17 protein-coding genes are annotated in these 16,612 nt (G+C 60.3%); 7 read left to right on the top strand and 10 right to left on the bottom strand.

Going from position 1 to position 16,612, the window contains the following annotated elements:
• Positions 1-65: 65 nt before the first annotated feature.
• Entirely contained in the window at positions 66-1,280 is a 1,215-nt protein-coding gene (locus B0G76_RS02385) for a cyclopropane-fatty-acyl-phospholipid synthase family protein (RefSeq protein ID WP_120289815.1), read from the top strand.
• A 103-nt stretch (positions 1,281-1,383) separates the two neighbouring features.
• Positions 1,384-2,742 (top strand): DUF72 domain-containing protein, encoded by a 1,359-nt coding sequence (locus tag B0G76_RS02380; protein WP_259460484.1) that lies wholly within the window; start codon positions 1,384-1,386, stop codon positions 2,740-2,742.
• Positions 2,743-2,885: 143 nt separating this feature from the next.
• On the opposite strand, the gene msrA is transcribed toward B0G76_RS02380, so the two are convergent.
• Positions 2,886-3,434, bottom strand: a complete 549-nt coding sequence (gene msrA / locus B0G76_RS02375; protein ID WP_120289813.1) for a peptide-methionine (S)-S-oxide reductase MsrA — start codon at positions 3,432-3,434, stop codon at positions 2,886-2,888.
• 256 nt (positions 3,435-3,690) lie between these two features.
• Between msrA and B0G76_RS02370 the strand changes: the two genes are divergently transcribed.
• Positions 3,691-4,200, top strand: coding sequence for a flavin reductase family protein (locus tag B0G76_RS02370; RefSeq protein WP_120289811.1), 510 nt, complete (start codon positions 3,691-3,693; stop codon positions 4,198-4,200).
• Positions 4,201-4,274: 74 nt separating this feature from the next.
• Here the strand turns inward: B0G76_RS02370 and B0G76_RS02365 are convergent, their stop codons facing one another.
• Positions 4,275-4,784 carry an Lrp/AsnC family transcriptional regulator gene (locus B0G76_RS02365; RefSeq protein WP_120289809.1) on the bottom strand — a complete coding sequence of 170 codons (510 nt, stop codon included), beginning with the start codon at positions 4,782-4,784 and terminating at the stop codon, positions 4,275-4,277.
• A 130-nt stretch (positions 4,785-4,914) separates the two neighbouring features.
• Between B0G76_RS02365 and kynB the strand changes: the two genes are divergently transcribed.
• The 3 genes from kynB to kynA are packed head-to-tail and all read left to right on the top strand — an operon-like array spanning position 4,915 to position 7,807.
• Positions 4,915-5,553, top strand: coding sequence for an arylformamidase (kynB, locus tag B0G76_RS02360; protein WP_120289808.1), 639 nt, complete (start codon positions 4,915-4,917; stop codon positions 5,551-5,553).
• 60 nt (positions 5,554-5,613) lie between these two features.
• Complete coding sequence (gene kynU / locus B0G76_RS02355) at positions 5,614-6,864, top strand: kynureninase (protein WP_120289806.1); 1,251 nt, start codon at positions 5,614-5,616, stop codon at positions 6,862-6,864.
• Between the two features lie 10 nt (positions 6,865-6,874).
• Positions 6,875-7,807: a tryptophan 2,3-dioxygenase gene (gene kynA / locus B0G76_RS02350; RefSeq protein WP_120289804.1), complete on the top strand. Its 933-nt coding sequence runs from the start codon at positions 6,875-6,877 to the stop codon at positions 7,805-7,807.
• 307 nt (positions 7,808-8,114) lie between these two features.
• On the opposite strand, the gene B0G76_RS02345 is transcribed toward kynA, so the two are convergent.
• Genes B0G76_RS02345 through B0G76_RS02335 form a run of 3 tightly spaced genes read right to left on the bottom strand, consistent with a single transcriptional unit; the run spans position 8,115 to position 9,350 of the window.
• Positions 8,115-8,714: an IS3 family transposase gene (locus B0G76_RS02345; protein ID WP_259460796.1), complete on the bottom strand. Its 600-nt coding sequence runs from the start codon at positions 8,712-8,714 to the stop codon at positions 8,115-8,117.
• Positions 8,698-9,063 carry an IS3 family transposase gene (locus B0G76_RS02340; RefSeq protein WP_147393994.1) on the bottom strand — a complete coding sequence of 122 codons (366 nt, stop codon included), beginning with the start codon at positions 9,061-9,063 and terminating at the stop codon, positions 8,698-8,700. Before B0G76_RS02340 ends, B0G76_RS02345 begins: the two co-directional genes overlap by 17 nt.
• Positions 9,060-9,350, bottom strand: a complete 291-nt coding sequence (locus tag B0G76_RS02335; RefSeq protein ID WP_147393993.1) for a hypothetical protein — start codon at positions 9,348-9,350, stop codon at positions 9,060-9,062. Before B0G76_RS02335 ends, B0G76_RS02340 begins: the two co-directional genes overlap by 4 nt.
• Positions 9,351-9,407: 57 nt before the next feature.
• Here B0G76_RS02335 and B0G76_RS02330 point away from each other — a divergent pair, with 57 nt between their 5' ends.
• Positions 9,408-10,016, top strand: coding sequence for a T6SS effector amidase Tae4 family protein (locus B0G76_RS02330; protein WP_120289796.1), 609 nt, complete (start codon positions 9,408-9,410; stop codon positions 10,014-10,016).
• A gap of 611 nt (positions 10,017-10,627) precedes the next feature.
• On the opposite strand, the gene B0G76_RS02315 is transcribed toward B0G76_RS02330, so the two are convergent.
• The 5 genes from B0G76_RS02315 to B0G76_RS02295 are packed head-to-tail and all read right to left on the bottom strand — an operon-like array spanning position 10,628 to position 16,607.
• Positions 10,628-11,365 carry an SDR family oxidoreductase gene (locus tag B0G76_RS02315; protein WP_120289790.1) on the bottom strand — a complete coding sequence of 246 codons (738 nt, stop codon included), beginning with the start codon at positions 11,363-11,365 and terminating at the stop codon, positions 10,628-10,630.
• A complete protein-coding gene (locus B0G76_RS02310; RefSeq protein ID WP_120289788.1) occupies positions 11,362-12,906 on the bottom strand; it encodes an FGGY-family carbohydrate kinase in 1,545 nt (514 codons plus the stop codon). The genes B0G76_RS02315 and B0G76_RS02310 overlap by 4 nt, the downstream gene beginning before the upstream one ends.
• Before the next feature lie 57 nt (positions 12,907-12,963).
• The gene (locus B0G76_RS02305; RefSeq protein WP_120289786.1) at positions 12,964-14,058 is read right to left on the bottom strand and encodes an alcohol dehydrogenase catalytic domain-containing protein; all 1,095 of its coding nucleotides are present in this window, start codon (positions 14,056-14,058) and stop codon (positions 12,964-12,966) included.
• A gap of 34 nt (positions 14,059-14,092) precedes the next feature.
• Positions 14,093-15,100, bottom strand: coding sequence for an ABC transporter permease (locus B0G76_RS02300; RefSeq protein WP_120289784.1), 1,008 nt, complete (start codon positions 15,098-15,100; stop codon positions 14,093-14,095).
• Entirely contained in the window at positions 15,087-16,607 is a 1,521-nt protein-coding gene (locus tag B0G76_RS02295) for a sugar ABC transporter ATP-binding protein (RefSeq protein ID WP_120289782.1), read from the bottom strand. The genes B0G76_RS02300 and B0G76_RS02295 overlap by 14 nt, the downstream gene beginning before the upstream one ends.
• Between the last annotated feature and the right edge of the window lie 5 nt (positions 16,608-16,612).

Genomic DNA, 16,612 nt, shown 5'->3' with positions numbered 1-16,612 from the left:
TTGCGCCGCACTGAGTCGCGATCCACACAGGCTTTGCTTTAATTCAACGGACACGGAGAGATCACATGTTCTGGGAGAAGAAGCTGGCGCAGTGGGTGGACGATGTAAAAACCAAGGCTAACCTGCCAGCACGCCTTGTGCTGTGGGACGGTCAACAACATGACTTCGGGCAGTTCGCCGCGCCTCGGGTCACGCTACATGTCAAAAGCGCTACGGCGCTGCCTTATCTGCTCGAACCGAGCCTCGACAATCTCGGCGAGGCGTACGTGAAGGGCAAGATCGATATCGAAGGCAAGCTGTCGGACATCATCAACATCAGCTATCAGCTGGCGCGCAACACCGTCACCAGCGCAAGCAAGCTGGCGCGCGTACGGCGCTACTTCCAGCACTCGAAATCGTCTGACAAGAAGGCCATTCAGTATCACTACGACGTCTCGAACGAGTTCTACAAGCTGTGGCTCGACGAGAACATGGTGTACTCGTGTGCGTACTTCGAGAATGGCGATGAAGATCTCGCCACCGCGCAGATCAAGAAGATCGACCACATCCTCACCAAGATCCAGTTGCAACCGGGGCAGCGCCTGCTCGATATCGGCTGCGGCTGGGGCGCGCTCGTTTTGCGCGCGGCGCAGAAGTTCGGCGCGAAGTGCGTGGGCGTCACGCTGTCGCAGAACCAGTTCGATCTCGCTACCGCACGTGTGAAAGCCGCGGGCCTGGAAAACCAGATCGAGATTCGTCTGCAGGATTATCGCGACATCGACGGGCAATTCGACCGCATCACCAGCGTCGGCATGTTCGAGCACGTCGGCCGCAAGAATCTCCCGGGCTATTTCCAGAAGATCCACGATCTGCTCGTCGACGACGGCGTCGCCATGAATCACGGCATTACGTCGAGCGATTCGGACAGCGGCGAAACCGCGCTGGGCGGCGGCGAATTCATCGACCGTTATGTGTTTCCGGACGGCGAGCTGCCGCACATCAGCCTGGCGCTCGAAGCGATGCAGCGCGGCGGGCTCGAAGCGGTTGACGTCGAAAGCCTGCGCCGTCACTATGCGCACACGCTGGACATCTGGGCGGAAAACTTCGAGACGCATGCGGACGAAGCCCGCAAGCTGGTCGACGACGAAAAATTCCGCATCTGGCGCGTGTACCTCGCCGGTTGCGCGTACGCGTTCGAGAACGACGACGTGTCGATTTTTCAGGTGGTGTGCCGCAAAGCCGGCCGCAGCGCAAGAACCTTGCCCTGGTCGCGCCGCTATATGTACGACAAAACGTTGTGATACGGTTGCGCCGCGGCGATTTGCCGTTGCCGCGTGCCGGGGCTACGTGCCTTGCACGAGCGGGCCGACGCGGCGCAAACCTTAAACAGCAGGTCGAACATCGATGGACCAGAGCGGGACGAGCGGGACAAGCGAAGTTGAACAGCCGGTGAACGGCGAGCAGGACGCACAGGCCGACGCCGTGCAGTTCGATCTGTTCGGGATGCCGGTGGAGCAGACAGCGGCGACGTCGCCATCGGCACCGAAGCCTGATGCGGGCGCGAAACCAACGCGCACGAAGGCAAGCAGCGCTGCCTTGCTCTGGCAAGACGACGACACGCCAATACCTCCGGAAATCGCGTCCGAAGCCGAAACCACCGCAGCGCCCGCAACCGCCGATACGCCCAGGAAACGCCGTTCGCGCGACGTTCTCGCCGCACCGCCCTCTTCCGAACTCCTGGCGCTGGCTGCGGAACTGCCGCCGCAAGTCCATCTCGGTACGTCGACCTGGTCGTTTCCGGGCTGGAACGGCATCGTCTACGGCGACGATTACAGCAATAGCAAACTCTCGCGCGAAGGCCTGACGGCCTATGGCGCGCATCCACTGTTGAAGACCGTCAGCATCGACCGGTCGTTTTATCAGGCGCTCAGCGTGACCGAATACCTGCGCTACGCGCAGCAGGTGCCGGAACATTTCCGCTTCATCGTCAAAGCGCCGATGACCATCACCGACGCCACCGTGCGGGCCGAACGGGGCGAGCCGGTCTCGCTGAATCCCTGCTTTCTGAACGCGCAAATGGCGATCGACGAGTTTGTCACGCCATGCCTCGAAGGCCTCGGCGCGAAGGCCGGTGCGCTCGTGTTCCAGCTCTCGCCGCTGCCCGATCAGATGCTCGCGCAACCGGCAGCGTTCATCGAGCGACTCGCCGAGTTCCTGACCGCCTTGCCAAAGCTGCCGGAAGGCACGTGCTACGCGATCGAAATCCGCGACGCGAGTTTGCTGACGCCGCGCTTTATCCGCACGCTGAAAGCGGCGGGCGTGCGGTACTGCGTGGGGATTCATGCACGGATGCCGGACCCGCTGCGTCAGGCGGCGGCGCTCGCGCTGCTGGACGGCGAGCCGGCCGGCCCGCTGATCGTGCGCTGGAGTTTGCACGGCGGCTTCAAATACGAACAGGCGAAGGCCAAGTACGAACCGTTCAACCAGTTGGTCGACCAGGACCCGGCGACCCGCGTCGCGCTCGCCGAGATGGCCGCGCGCTATGCGCTGGCCGGCCAGCCGGTGGTGATCGCCATCAACAACAAGGCGGAGGGTTCCGCGCCACTAAGCTGCGTGGAATTGGCGCGGGCGATTATCGAAGCGTATGCGCGACTTGCTCATGAATATGAGCATGAACGCGAACAAACGCGTCAGGACTCGGAGCCAGAGTCGAAGCCGGAGCCGAACGAGAGTGGTCAACTCGAAGGTGGCGAGCAAGGCTGAGCGGCGCAGCGCCAGCGCATTGCCATCCGTCCGGTGTCGCCCGTCTTTCTGAGCCGCGATTCAAGCGGCGGCCCAGATTGAAACCCAAGCCGCCGCCAGTCCCACCAATCAGCCCGCCATCACATCTCAATCACCGCGCCGGCTCAGCTCGCCTTGATCCGATGCGCGAACTTCTGACGGAATTTCGCAACTTTCGGCGCCACAACGAACGAGCAGTAGCCCTGATTCGGATGCTGCGCGAAATAGTTCTGGTGATACGCCTCCGCCGGCCAGTAGTTGCCGTCGAGCGGCAACGCCTGGGTGACGATCTGGCCGTCGTAGATACCCTGTTCGCCAATCTCGCGGATCGCCTGCAGCGCCGTTTCACGCTGCACATCGGAGTGGGTAAAAATCACCGAACGGTATTGCGTGCCGACATCGTTGCCCTGCCGGTTCAACTGGGTCGGATCGTGGATCGCGAAGAAAATATCGAGAATCTCGCGATAGCTGATCTTTGCCGGATCGAAGTCGACGTTCACGACTTCCGCATGGCCCGTCACGCCGTCGCACACCTGTTCATAGGTCGGCCGTTGGGTCTGGCCGCCCGCATAGCCCGACTCCACCGCGTTGACGCCTTCGACGCCCAGAAACACCGCTTCAAGACACCAGAAACACCCGCCACCGAGGGTGGCGACTTCGCCTGTCTGACTCATGCTGCTTACTCCTTGATTCTCATAGTCGGCCGATGCCGGTCCCAGTTTTCCGCAACGCTCATGCCACCACCGAGACTTTCCAGCTTAGCGGTTTTTCCACTAACCGGCAGGTGTCGCGGCCAGTCCGCCGCGATTGCAGTTAAAATTGGGACAAATCGACGATTTTCACTATGACTTTCGAATCATTTGTTTCTGGCCACACACACGATGGGTTCGGCCCGGGGTTCACCCGGCCTGGCGCAAAGGCTTCCGCCCGATGAAGCACGCCAACCCGCCCAACTTCGACCAATCCGCCTTTAAACAGGCGCTCGGCCAATTCGCCACCGGCGTCACTGTCATCACAACGCGCGCAGCGTCCGGCCAATTGATCGGCATCACGGCCAGCTCGTTCAATTCGGTTTCGCTCAATCCGCCGCTGGTGTTGTGGAGTCTGGCCACGCGCTCGGCCTCGATGCCGGTATTCCGGGCGAACAGTCACTACGTGGTCAACGTGCTGGCCGCGTCGCAGCTCGATCTGTGCAAGCGCTTTGCCACGGTGAAGGGCGATCGTTTCGAAGGTGTGTCGCACGCCGAAGGCGACACCGGCATGCCGGTGCTCGATGGCGCGCTCGCCTGGTTCGAATGCCATAACCGCAGCCGCTATGAAGAAGGCGACCACGTGATTTTCGTCGGCGAAGTGGAGCGCTGCGGCGTCCACGAGAATGCCGCCGAGATTGCGCCGCTGGTCTTCCAGAACGGCCAATTCCACGGACTCAAGCCGTTCTGAACGCGGCCGCTGTGCGCTAACAGCGGCCGCCGCAAGCAGGTACACGCCGGCACAGGCTGACCGGCCGCCCGCACTCAGCTATGCGGCGCGCTGTGTCCGCTGGTTTTCGTCACGAGCGATACCGGCACGCCCGAATCTTCCTTCAGCGTCTGCAGCACGATATTCGAACGAATATCCATCACGCCCGGCGCCTTATACAGGCGTTGCAGCACGAAATCCGAATAGTGTTTGAGATTGTGGGCGAGCACCCGCAGCAGATAATGGGTTTCGCCGGTCACGACAAACGCGCCGACCACTTCCGGCCAATCCCGCACCGCTTCCGCAAAACGCTCGTGCCAGTTCTCCTGGTCGTTGCGCATCGACACCTGCACAAACGCTTCCAGTTCGAAACCCAGCACTTCGCGGTTCAAACACGCGCGGTAATGTTCGATGACGCCCTGCTCTTCGAGGAGACGCAGACGTCGTAGACAGGCCGATGGCGAGAGCGAAATGCGCTCCGCCAGGTCGAGATTGCTGATCCGTCCTTCTTGCTGAAGCACCGTCAAGATACGGCAATCGGTGGCGTCGAGCGAGATCGCGTTCATATTCGGTCTCCCTTTCCCATTTGACTCAAATTATGTTCCAAGACACGGCTCAGAAGGAGATTTTTTCGCAATCACATTTCGCGCCAAGCCACCTATCATTCCTGGATAGACACAATCCGCCGATGGAGACATGGAAACACTCTGGGACATCACCCCCGCCGTCGATACCGCGACGCCCGTCTGGCCGGGCGACACGCCGGTCGGCATCGAACGCGTGTGGCGCATGGAGGCGGGCTCGCCCGTCAACGTCGCGCGCCTGACGCTCTCGCCGCACACCGGCGCCCACACCGACGCCCCACTTCATTACGACGCGGAAGGCGCGGCAATCGGCCAGGTCGCACTCGATGCGTACCTTGGACGCTGTCGCGTGATTCTTTGCATCGGCGCTTCGCCTGTTGTGACGCCACAACACCTGGCCGGCTCGCTCGACGACCTGCCGCCTCGCGTCTTACTACGCACTTACAGGAACGCGCCGACTCAGGTCTGGGACAGCGCGTTCTGTGCGGTCGCGCCGGAGACCATCGATCTTCTTGCTGCTCGTGGCGTCAAGCTGATCGGCATCGATACGCCGTCGCTCGATCCGCAGGAATCGAAGACGATGGACGCCCACCATCGGATTCGTGCGCATCGCATGGCGATCCTCGAAGGCATCGTGCTGGATGCCGTTGCACCCGGCGACTACGAACTGATTGCGCTGCCGCTGAAGCTGACCACGCTCGATGCGAGCCCCGTGCGCGCCGTGTTGCGGGCGCTGCCCGACTCCCGCTGATCGCCGGCATCACCGACACGCTTCAAAACCGAACTCTCTGCCCTCTCTGACTGGACCATCATGAACACCCGTGACGAAGCTCTCGCGCTCGATAGCGCCGACCCGCTCGCAACGCTGCGCAACCAGTTCGCGCTTTCGCCGGCGACCATCTATCTCGACGGCAACTCGCTCGGCGTGCCACCGGCCGCCGCCGCACAACGCGCGCAGACCGTGATCGCCGCCGAATGGGGCGAAGGCCTGATCCGCAGCTGGAACACCGCCGGCTGGTTCGAATTGCCGCGCCGCCTTGGCAACAAGCTCGCGCCGCTGATTGGCGCGGCCGACAACGAAGTGGTCGTCACGGATACGATTTCGATCAACCTGTTCAAGCTTTTGTCGGCGGCCGTGCGGTTGGCGAATGCACGTGATCCGAAGCGTCGGGTGATCGTTTCCGAGCGTTCGAATTTCCCGACCGATCTGTACATCGCACAAGGCCTGATCGAACAACTCGACCGCGGTTATAAATTGCGTCTGGTCGACGATCCCTCCGAGCTGCCCGCCGCGATCGGCGACGACACCGCGATCGCAATGATCACGCACGTCAACTACCGCACCGGCTACATGCACGACATGGCCGCGCTGACCCAACTCATCCACGACAAAGGCGCGCTCGCGCTGTGGGACCTCGCCCATTCGGCGGGTGCGGTGCCGGTCGACCTGAATGGCGTCGGCGCGGATTACGCGGTGGGCTGCACGTATAAGTATCTGAATGGCGGCCCGGGTTCGCCGGCGTTCGTCTGGGTGCCGAAGCGGCATCAAAACGATTTCGCGCAGCCGCTGTCCGGTTGGTGGGGTCATCGCGCGCCGTTCAAAATGGACCCGACGTATCAACCCGACGACGGTATTGGCCGCTTCTTGTGCGGCACGCAGCCGATGGTGTCGATGTCGCTGGTCGAATGCGGGCTCGATGTGTTCCTTCAAACGGATATGCAGACGATCCGCGCCAAGTCGCTCGCGCTGACCGATCTGTTTATCGAACTGGTCGAGACGCGTTGCGGCGAGTTTCCCTTGAAGCTCGTCACGCCGCGCGACCATGCGCAGCGCGGTTCGCATGCAAGCTTCGAGCATCCGCATGGTTATGAGGTGATGCAGGCATTGATCGCGCGTGGCGTGATCGGCGATTATCGCGAGCCTCATGTGTTGCGGTTTGGTTTTACTCCGCTGTACACGCGCTTTGTCGATGTGTGGGATGCGGTGGAGACGCTGCGCGAGGTGCTGGCAGAAGAGAGCTGGCGAGCACCTGAATTTGCCGCCCGCGGCGCAGTGACCTGAGGAGCGCGCAATGAACGATCACATGCAAACACCGGGATTGCCGGAAGAGAAACCGGCGCAAGGGTGTCCGTTTGGGCATGGCAGCGGGACTGCTCATGCAGCGTCTTCGGCTGCCGATTCCGGCGAGGGTTGGCATGACGCGCAGCTCGATTTTTCGGAGTCGATGAGTTACGGCGACTATCTCTCGTTAGGGACGGTGCTGGAAGCGCAGCATCCGTTGTCGCCAGATCACAACGAGATGTTGTTCATCATCCAGCATCAGACGAGTGAGCTGTGGATGAAGCTCGCGCTGTACGAACTGCGTGCCGCGCTGAAGGCGGTGCATCGCGACGAGTTGCCGCCGGCGTTCAAGATGCTCGCTCGCGTGTCGCGGATCATGGAGCAGCTCGTCCAGGCGTGGAGCGTTCTCGCGACGATGACGCCGTCCGAGTACACGGCGATGCGGCCTTATCTGGGTAGCTCTTCCGGGTTCCAGTCTTATCAGTATCGGCAGATCGAGTTTTTGCTCGGCAATAAGAACGAGCAGATGCTGAAACCGCACGCGCACCGGGCGGATGTTCTTGCCGAGGTGACAGCTTCGCTGGAAGCACCTTCGTTTTACGATGAAGTCGTTCGACTGCTGGCGCGGCGTGGGTTTGCGATTTCACCTTCCAGGTTGGATCGGGATTGGACGCAACCGACTACTCATGATGCTTCTGTTGAGGCGGCGTGGCTGGAGGTCTATCGGAATCCTTCGCAGCATTGGGAGCTGTACGAGATGGCGGAGGAGCTTGTCGATCTCGAGGATGCGTTTCGCCAGTGGCGGTTCAGGCATGTGACGACGGTTGAGCGAATCATTGGATTCAAGCAAGGCACGGGCGGTACGAGCGGTGCGCCTTATTTGCGGAAGATGCTGGATGTGGTCTTGTTTCCTGAGCTTTGGCATGTGAGGACGATGCTTTAAAAGCCTTTGATTCTTCACTGATGCGCGATGCATTCGATCGTATTCGTGCGATGCACGGGTGGCCCGTTGACGGGTCGGTCCGAATGTAAAGATTAGTTATAATTCGCGCGTTTAGCTTGTGCGGTTGATCGTCTTAAAAAACGGTTGGGTTAGATTCCTATGTGCCGTTAGACAGAACGGCCGGGTGTGAGAGCCCGAAGCGTAAAACCGCACTACCCGCGAAAGTGGGTAGTGCACAACCCTGCACGTCTGTTCCTATGGGCGGGCTGAGGTTGACCCGGTTGGACGGACAGATTTGCAGTTGAGTTTAATGTGTTGTTGATCCTCCATGGATTGTTGGATCTCGGGTTGTCCACCGCCGGGCGGCGGGTCGCCTGTCACGACCGTGACGCTGCCCGGCCGTGGGCAACCCGCACTGCGATGGTGTTTGCTCCTGCGCATGCAGGCTTTCGAATTCGAGCGGTGCGCGATAACCGATGCTGCTGTGCAGGCGCCGTACGTTGTACCAGCCCTCGAGGAAGGAGAAGATGCGCCGCCTGGCCTGATCATGGGTATCGAAGTGTTCGCGCATGAGCAGCTCGGCTTCGAGCGTGCCGAAGAACGACTCGCACATCGCATTGTCATAGGCGTCGCCTGCGGTGCCCATCGATGGCTGCACACCTGCCTCGCGGCAGCGGCGTCCGAAGGCAATCGACGTATATTGGCACCCCTGATCCGAATGATGAATCACGCTCACGGGCCGCCGCTGCGACAATGCCATGTCCAGTGCACGTAGCATCAGTTCGGTGTACAGATGGTTCGACATTGCCCAGCCCACGATACGGCGGCTGAATACATCAAGCACTACGGCCAGATACAGGAACCCTTCGCCTGTCGGAATGTAGGTGGCGTCAGCCACCCACAGCACGTTCGGCGCGGCGGCGCTGAAGTGGCGGCGCACCAGATCGGGCGCGCTGGTGTGTGGTGAGCTTCCAGCGCCGGCGACTGGCCCCGCACAGACCAGCCAGACGCATCAGACGCGCCACCCGTTTGCGTCCCACGTGCACTCCCTCACGCGCGAGCTGCGCGTGAATACGGGGTGCGCCGTATGTGCCGCGCGAGCTCGCATGCAGGGTGCGGATGCGCCCCAGCAGCTGCGCGTCACTGCATGCATGCGCCGATGGCTCCCTTGCCAGCCACCCGTAATAGCCGCTCGTGGAGACCCTGAGCAGCCGCGCCATCGTGGCGATGGGCCAGCGGGCCCGGTTCGCTCTCACGAATCCGTATCCTTCGGCGATACAGCTCCCGTCTCCCGGGCAAACCAGGCCGCTGCGTGAGAGAGGATGTCTCTTTCCATCTTCAGTTGCCGGTTCTCGCGACGCAGCCGCGAAAGCTCCTGCCGCTCGGCGGTGGTCAGCCCGTCATGGCGCGTGCCCGCGTCACGCCCGGCCTGGGCCACCCAGTTATAGATGCTCTGCGCGGTCGGCTCGAACTCCTTTTCCAGTTCCTCCGGCCGAACCGAAGCGGACGGCAGCCTGCCCCGCATCGAGACACAGGAAGCCATCGACTACACCGCCTACTGGGGCGACGCAGCCCTTGCGAAACAACAGGGAAACTGACAATGCCGAACAAACCGGCTGTAGTTAGAACCAACTCAACGCCCGGTTCCGTCAAGGTCGTCGAGCCGAAAGTGGTCATTTTCTCTGAATTTTGGAGGGCCTATCCCCAAAGTGAGCCGTGCATAAACCCTTCGACGGGTAAGCCCGCGTTCGAAGATGAATGCGCGATTCGTCTAGGTACCTGTTTCGCGAATGTTGGCATTACCAATAGATCATTCAAAGGCCAAAAGTGTTGGTTTCACGGACATCCGCCTTGCCACATGCTTCGCGCTAAGGAAATAGCCGAGTGGCTAAATCGGCGCCCGTTTGCTGGTTGTCCCGTTGCGGAGACGGTAACAGGTAGAGACTGGCAGACATGTGCGAAAGGCAGAACAGGTATTATCTTCTTTGGAAGCTACTGGCGTCGCTCTCTCAAAGAGCGCAACCCTTCGGGCGATCATATCGACTTGTGGAACGGAGAACGGCTGACGCCAAGTACGGAAACCACCTTAAGGTTCGACATTGGGATTCCGAAGCTCTGGAATCCGCTGTCCGTCATCGGTGTCGGGCCGGAGAATCTGTTTTCTAATCTCGCAGACGCAAAGCAGATCTCATTCTGGGAAATAGCGTGAAAACAGCAATGCTCGTCCTCGCACTATTCGTCAGCGGGGCTATCGTTGGCGGTTTGATTGGACTGTACATCGCCTTGCCATATTCGACGGTCGAATGTGGCGACGAGTGCGGTGTGCGCGCTTTGGTTTTCGCCCTTCGCTGTGCATTGGCCGGTGCCTTGGTGCTTGCGATCGCTGGCGGGATCATCACCAAAGCGCGCCGTTCGAGCCGCCAGGGTTAGTCCAAGCGGAAATCGAATGAATAGGTGTTTCTTCACAATGGCTTGTTTCGGTCTTCTCGGGTTCGTGAGCGTACTGGCGTGGGGTGCTATAGACGTCAGATTGTGCAAGGCTTATCCGAGCTACTGCCGAGCGAAACCCGGCGTGTGTGCTGGCATTGACGTATACACCAGTGACGCGCACATGATCGTAGGTCTTGCACTAGTCGTGCTCGGGCCGCCCTTTCTATTCGCAATCCTCGGTTACCAGTTGAGCAGGAGAAATGTGAGCGCTCGGCAGCTATTCTTGTGCGGTTTTTTAGCCGTCTTCATTGATTGGTCGCTCACGCTCGTTGGCACGCGAGTGGTATCGTTGTAGGCCACACGCACAAGAAAAAGGCGCGCGCAAACACATCACCTAGCCGTATACCCCCCATCAATCGGCAAGCAAACCCCGCTAATCATAGAAGCCGCATCGCTCAATAAAAACATAATCGGCGCAGCGATCTCAGCCGACTCAGCGAAGCGCCCTAACGGAATCGCCTTTAAAGCCGGATCGCGTTTAACAGGATCGCTCCATGCCTGCACCGCCATCGGCGTTAACGTCACCGTAGGATTAACGCTATTCACCCGAATGCCGAAACGTCCCAGTTCAACGCACAGCGCACGCGTAACAGCATCGAGCGCCGCCTTCGAAGCTGAATAACTCAAGTGATCATCGAGCGCCACGAGCGCGGCCTGACTGGAGACATTCACGATACTGCCGGTGCGTTTAGCATCGATCATCCCGCGGGCCACATGCTTGGCAATCAGCACCGCCCCTCGCGCATTGACCCCCATCACGCGATCGAAACTCGCGCCAGTCGTATCCACCGCGCGCTCAAGCAAGGCAACCCCCGCACAGTTCACGAGTCCATCGAATACATCGAGCGAACCTAATGCATCGTCAATCGCCGCTTCATCGCTCACATCGAGCGTCAATGGCTCGCAGCCCGTTTCCTCAGCCAACCGCGCGAGTTCATTCACATTCCGCGCCGCCGCGACCACATTCGCGCCGGACGCGCACAACGCTTCAACCGTAGCCCGCCCAATCCCACTCGACGCCCCGGTCACAAGAATCGAGCGACCCGAAAAATCAAACGTAGCATTCATGATGTCTGCAACCGATGCATGACCGGCTTCAACGCCGGATACAAATCCGTATAAACACCAAAGCGTTGCTCGTACAACGCCATCCGTTGGGCGTTCGGCTCCGCACGCTCAATCAGCGTGACCCATCCGCGCTGCGCCTCTTCACGCGATACCAGCCCGACACCGACGCCCGCCAGCAACGCCGCGCCCATCGCTGCCTCCACGTGCTGCTCGATCGTATAGACCGGATAGCCGGTGATGTCCGCAATGATCTGCATCCACAAATCCGAATGCGCGGCGCCGCCCACGACGATCAGCTTGTCATCCAGCGATTGCGCACCTTTACGTCCCGCTTCGATGTTGTGCTTCAACGCGAACGACACGCCCTCCAACACCGCGCGATACAGATGCGCCCGCGTGTGAAACAGGCTCAAGCCGACAAATGCCCCACTCGCCTTTGCATCCCACACTGGACTGCGCTCGCCCATCAAATACGGCAGGAACATCACGCCGTCCGAACCCGCCGGGATCCGCGCGGCGCTTTCTTCCAGCAACCGATGCGGATCTCCATCCGGCATCGCGCGCGCCGCCTCAGTCTCCGCGCGACAGAACTGCTCGCGATACCACGTCACCGAAGCACCCGCCGTAATCGCGCCGCCAAACACATAAACATCGCGATGACCGTTGAACACATGCGGCATGCTGATCAACCCATGCCGCGCATCGACACGCTGATTGATATACCCCCAGCACATACTCGTACCGATCATCGCAACGTGCTGCCCGGCGCGCGTCACACCCGCGGCAAACGTCGCCACCGCCGCATCCACGCCACCCGCGACGATCGCCGTGCCCGGCTCCAATCCAAGCTGCCCGGTCCACTGCGACAACAATCCGCCCACCAGGTCCGACGATTCCACCAGGCGCTCCGGCATCATCGTCGCGGGAATACCGAGCATGTCGAGCGCTTCATCCGACCAGTCACGCTTGGCGATGTCGTAGATACCGCCGATATTGCCCGCCGAACTATGATCAACGGCGATCTCTCCAGTCAGCATATAGATCACATAGGCATTCGGCGGCAGGAAGTAACGCGTATGCGCCCATACATCCGGCTCGTGGTCGCGCAACCACATCATCTTCGTGTAACCGTAGTAGCTGTCCACACCATTGCCCGTGATTGCATACAAGCGCTCGAGGTCGATGTTTTCACGCACCCACTCGACCTGATCGGTCGCGCGCCTGTCCATCCAGATCAGACACGGATAAAGCGGCCGCATTTCGCTATCGACAGGAATCCCCGAGCCGCCATACAGGCTGCTTGCGCACACGGCTTTGATCGATTTCGCCTCAACACCCGCCGCCTTCGCTTTGCCGACGCACGCCCCGATGCATTCCACCACCGCCTTCAACCACACTGCCGGCCATTGCTCGGCCCAAAGCGGCTTGGGCGTATCCGGCTGATAGCTCGACGCATGCTGCGCGACGATCGCGCCGTGCTGATCGACCAGCAGCGCCTTGGTGCTCTGCGTGCCGATATCGACGCCGATGACGTAGTCCATACAGTCTCCGTTTTATGTGCCGCTCGTTCTTGACCCGCGCTGCGCCGAACCCTCAACTCAGGCACGCGGTTTCATCAACACCTTGATCGAATCGAGCGAGTTGGCGATCTTGATCGCTTCGTCCCATTCTTCCAGCGAAAAGCCGTGCGTGACAATACCCTTCGACGTAACGAGTCCGCGCGCCAGCAAGTCGATCGCAATCGGATAACAGTATGGGCCGAGATGCGCGCCGCGTACATCGAGCTCCTTGCGGTCGCCAATCACCGACCAGTCCAGCGTCGTATCCGCACCGAACACGGAAAACTCGACGAAGCGTCCAAGCTTGCGAATCATCTCCATGCCCTGATTGACACCGATCGGCACGCCCGTCGTTTCGATGTAGACATCGCAACCATAGCCGTCGGTTAGGGAATGAATGATCGCCAGCGCGTCGTCCCGTTTCGGATTGATCGTCACGTCCGCGCCATATTCACGCGCGAGTGCGAGGCGCTCTTCAACCAGATCGATCACCAAAAGCTTCTTCGGTGTTTTCAGATGTGCGACTTGCGTCATCATCAAGCCAAGCGGTCCCGCACCGGCTATCACCACCACGTCGTCGAGTTGCAGGTCGCCACGGTTCACGGTGTGAATCGCGCAGGCGAGCGGTTCGATGATGGCTGCGTCTTCGAGTGAGATGCCGTCGGGAATCTTGTGGACGATTGCCGTTGGCGGAATACGCATGTACTCGGCCATGCCGCCGTCCGCGACTTCGCGCTGGAAGCCGAAGATGTTATGCACTTCGCACATCCAGTACTGGCCGGATTTGCAATAACGGCACTTGCCGCAGGGCACGATCTGTTCGGCGATCACGCGGTCGCCGATCTTCACACCGAAATGATCGGCCGCGCCCTCGCCGATTTCTTCGACGAAACCGAAGAACTCGTGCCCCGGAATGACCGGAGCTTTGACCCATGGGCTCGGGCCGCCCCAAAACATTTTCGCGCCCGAATGACATTTGCAGTCGCTCGCGCAGATGCCGCTCGCGGCAATGCGAATCACCAGTTCATGTGCGCGGGCCCGAGGTTTGGACACCTGTTCGACGCGATAGTCTTTCGGTGCGTGGCAGACGATCGCGGTCATGTTTTGCTGATCGGATTGCGTGGATTGAGTCATTGCATCGTCCTGCTAAAAAGAGGTCGTTTAAGAGTTACTTTCTGCGGTCGCGGCTGATGTAGATCGCCAACAAAATAATTCCGCCCTTGATGACGTTCTGCACGTACGGATTCACACCGACCATGTTCAGGCCATTGTTCAGCACGCCGAGCAACAGTGCGCCGATCAAAGTGCCGATGATCGAACCACATCCGCCGGAAATCGAAGTGCCGCCCATCACCACGGCGGCGATGGCATCGAGTTCGAAGCCGACGCCCGCATTCGGCTGGCCACTCATCAAGCGTGCGGTCAACACGATGGCGGCGAAGGCGGAGGTCAAGCCCGCGAGCGTGTAGACGATCAGCTTGACGCGCGCCACGCGCACGCCAGACAAACGCGTCGCCTGTTCGTTACCGCCAATCGCATACACGTAGCGACCGAACGGCATGCGTTCGAGCAACACCCAGGCGATTGCATAGATCACCACCATGATTACGACCGGCGCCTGCACGCCGAGAATCTTGCCGCCGCCGAAGAAACTGACCCAGTCAGGCAGGCCGTCGATCGGATAGCCGCCCGTGTAGATCAGCGCGAGGCCGCGCGCGATACCCATCGTCGCCAGCGTGACAATGATCGGCGGCATGCCGGCGAACGCCACGAAGAACCCGTTCGCCGCGCCGAAGCCCAGACCGACCGCGATGCCGACCGCCAACGCGGCCACCGCATTCATTCCGGCGACCATCAGGCCCGCGGCGAGCGTGCCCGCCAAAGCCATCACCGAGCCAACCGACAGGTCGATGCCGCCGGTCAGAATCACGCACGTCATGCCCACCGCGATGATCGCGTTGATCGACACCTGGCGCAGCACGTTCTCGATATTCGCGGCGGAGAGAAAGCTGTCGCTCGCGAATACCATCACGACGCAAACCACCAGCAAGCCGATGAACGGATAGAACAGCGTCGAGCGCTTCAACGCGGCCCATGTAAAGCGCACCGGCGCGCCCGGCGTATTGCCGCTGACAGGCGACGTTTTCGGCAACGAAGAAGGACTAGGCGTGTTCATGAGCTGCTCCACGGGTGCCGGCTGTTGCATAGGTCATCACGGCGTTCGAGTCGATCTCGTCGCCTTCGAGCATCGCTTCGATGCGGCCCTGCCGGAACACGGCGACACGGTCGCACATGCCGACGATCTCCGGCAGTTCGGACGAGATCATGATGATCGAGTAGCCGCGCGCGGTGAGTTCGCGCATCAGCAGATAGATTTCGGCTTTGGCGCCGACGTCGATGCCGCGCGTCGGTTCGTCGAAGATAAGAATGTTGGTGTGGTGATTCAGCCAGCGCGCAATCACCACCTTTTGCTGATTGCCGCCCGATAGCGTCGCGACTTCGGTGTGCATCGTCGGCGCTTTGACGCCGACGCGCTTCATGATGTCGGCGGTCGCGCGCGCTTCGCTGCGCTGGTCGATGAAGAAACGCAGTGAGCGGTATTTGCCGAGGTTGTTGATCGAGATGTTCTGCTTGATCGAGAAATCGGTAATCAAACCTTCCGTCTTGCGGCTCTCCGGCAGAATGCCGACGCCGGCACGCAAGGCATCGGCGGGATCGGAGAGTTTCGCGGTCGTGCCGTTGACGCGGATTGCTTTCACATAAGCCGGGTCCGCACCGATCACGGCCAGTGCGGTTTCCGTACGGCCCGAGCCGACCAGTCCCGCAAAACCGAGAATCTCGCCTTCACGCAGTGTGAAGCTCAGCATCGGACTGTCTTTGAGCAACTGCAGATTGTCGACGTCGAGCACGGTCTTCGCATCGTCGCGTAGCGGTGGCTTCGGCGGAAAGCTGTTTTCGATGCGGCGGCCCACCATCATTTCCACCAGACGGCTGACATCCGATTGTGCAACCTCAGTCATGCCGACGTATTGACCGTCGCGCAGCACCGTAATGCGGTCGCACACCTCGAAGATCTCTTCAAGGTGATGCGAGATGAAGATCATCGCGACGCCCTGCTTCTTCAGATCGCGCATGATCGCGAACAGATGTTCAGCTTCGGCAGGCGTCAGCGTCGCGGTCGGCTCATCGAGAATCAGAATGCGCGCCTCCAAAGACAACGCCTTGCCGATTTCAACAAACTGCTGCTGCGCGACCGACAGTTCACGAATCGGCACCGACAAGTCGATCGCCACGCCTAATCGCTGAAAAATCGCTGCTGCCGCACGCCGCATCTTGCCGCGTTCGAGCAGACCGAAACCGTTCTTCAATTCACGGCCGAGAAACATGTTCTCTACCGCATTCAGGTACGGAATCAGGCTGAACTCCTGAAACACGATACCGACACCCGCGGCGACCGCGTCGTGGTAGTTAGTGAAGTGCCGCGTCTCACCCGCGATGGTGATCGTGCCTTCATCCGGCTGATAAATGCCGCACAGGATCTTCATCAAGGTCGATTTGCCCGCACCGTTTTCACCGAGCAATGCATGAATCTCACCGCGCGCGATTTCCAGATGAATGCCTTGCAGCGCCTTCACACCGGGAAAACTTTTGGTGACGTTGTCGAGCTTAAGTATCGTGTCCATCGGGT

Origin of the sequence: Paraburkholderia sp. BL23I1N1, assembly GCF_003610295.1 — a bacterium.
In the GTDB taxonomy this organism is placed as follows: Bacteria; Pseudomonadota; Gammaproteobacteria; order Burkholderiales; family Burkholderiaceae; genus Paraburkholderia.
Note: the sequence above shows the minus strand (reverse complement) of the source record. Positions and strands in the feature narration are given on the sequence as shown.

Coding starts and splice junctions, on each gene's coding strand:
- B0G76_RS02365 (WP_120289809.1), bottom strand. CDS start 4,784: ATGAACGCGATCTCGCTCGACGCCACCGATTGCCGTATCTTGACGGTG.
- B0G76_RS02315 (WP_120289790.1), bottom strand. CDS start 11,365: ATGAATGCTACGTTTGATTTTTCGGGTCGCTCGATTCTTGTGACCGGG.
- B0G76_RS02295 (WP_120289782.1), bottom strand. CDS start 16,607: ATGGACACGATACTTAAGCTCGACAACGTCACCAAAAGTTTTCCCGGT.
- B0G76_RS02300 (WP_120289784.1), bottom strand. CDS start 15,100: ATGAACACGCCTAGTCCTTCTTCGTTGCCGAAAACGTCGCCTGTCAGC.
- B0G76_RS02330 (WP_120289796.1), top strand. CDS start 9,408: ATGCCGAACAAACCGGCTGTAGTTAGAACCAACTCAACGCCCGGTTCC.
- msrA (WP_120289813.1), bottom strand. CDS start 3,434: ATGAGTCAGACAGGCGAAGTCGCCACCCTCGGTGGCGGGTGTTTCTGG.
- B0G76_RS02305 (WP_120289786.1), bottom strand. CDS start 14,058: ATGACTCAATCCACGCAATCCGATCAGCAAAACATGACCGCGATCGTC.
- kynB (WP_120289808.1), top strand. CDS start 4,915: ATGGAAACACTCTGGGACATCACCCCCGCCGTCGATACCGCGACGCCC.
- B0G76_RS02370 (WP_120289811.1), top strand. CDS start 3,691: ATGAAGCACGCCAACCCGCCCAACTTCGACCAATCCGCCTTTAAACAG.
- B0G76_RS02335 (WP_147393993.1), bottom strand. CDS start 9,350: ATGGCTTCCTGTGTCTCGATGCGGGGCAGGCTGCCGTCCGCTTCGGTT.
- kynU (WP_120289806.1), top strand. CDS start 5,614: ATGAACACCCGTGACGAAGCTCTCGCGCTCGATAGCGCCGACCCGCTC.
- B0G76_RS02380 (WP_259460484.1), top strand. CDS start 1,384: ATGGACCAGAGCGGGACGAGCGGGACAAGCGAAGTTGAACAGCCGGTG.
- B0G76_RS02385 (WP_120289815.1), top strand. CDS start 66: ATGTTCTGGGAGAAGAAGCTGGCGCAGTGGGTGGACGATGTAAAAACC.
- kynA (WP_120289804.1), top strand. CDS start 6,875: ATGAACGATCACATGCAAACACCGGGATTGCCGGAAGAGAAACCGGCG.
- B0G76_RS02310 (WP_120289788.1), bottom strand. CDS start 12,906: ATGGACTACGTCATCGGCGTCGATATCGGCACGCAGAGCACCAAGGCG.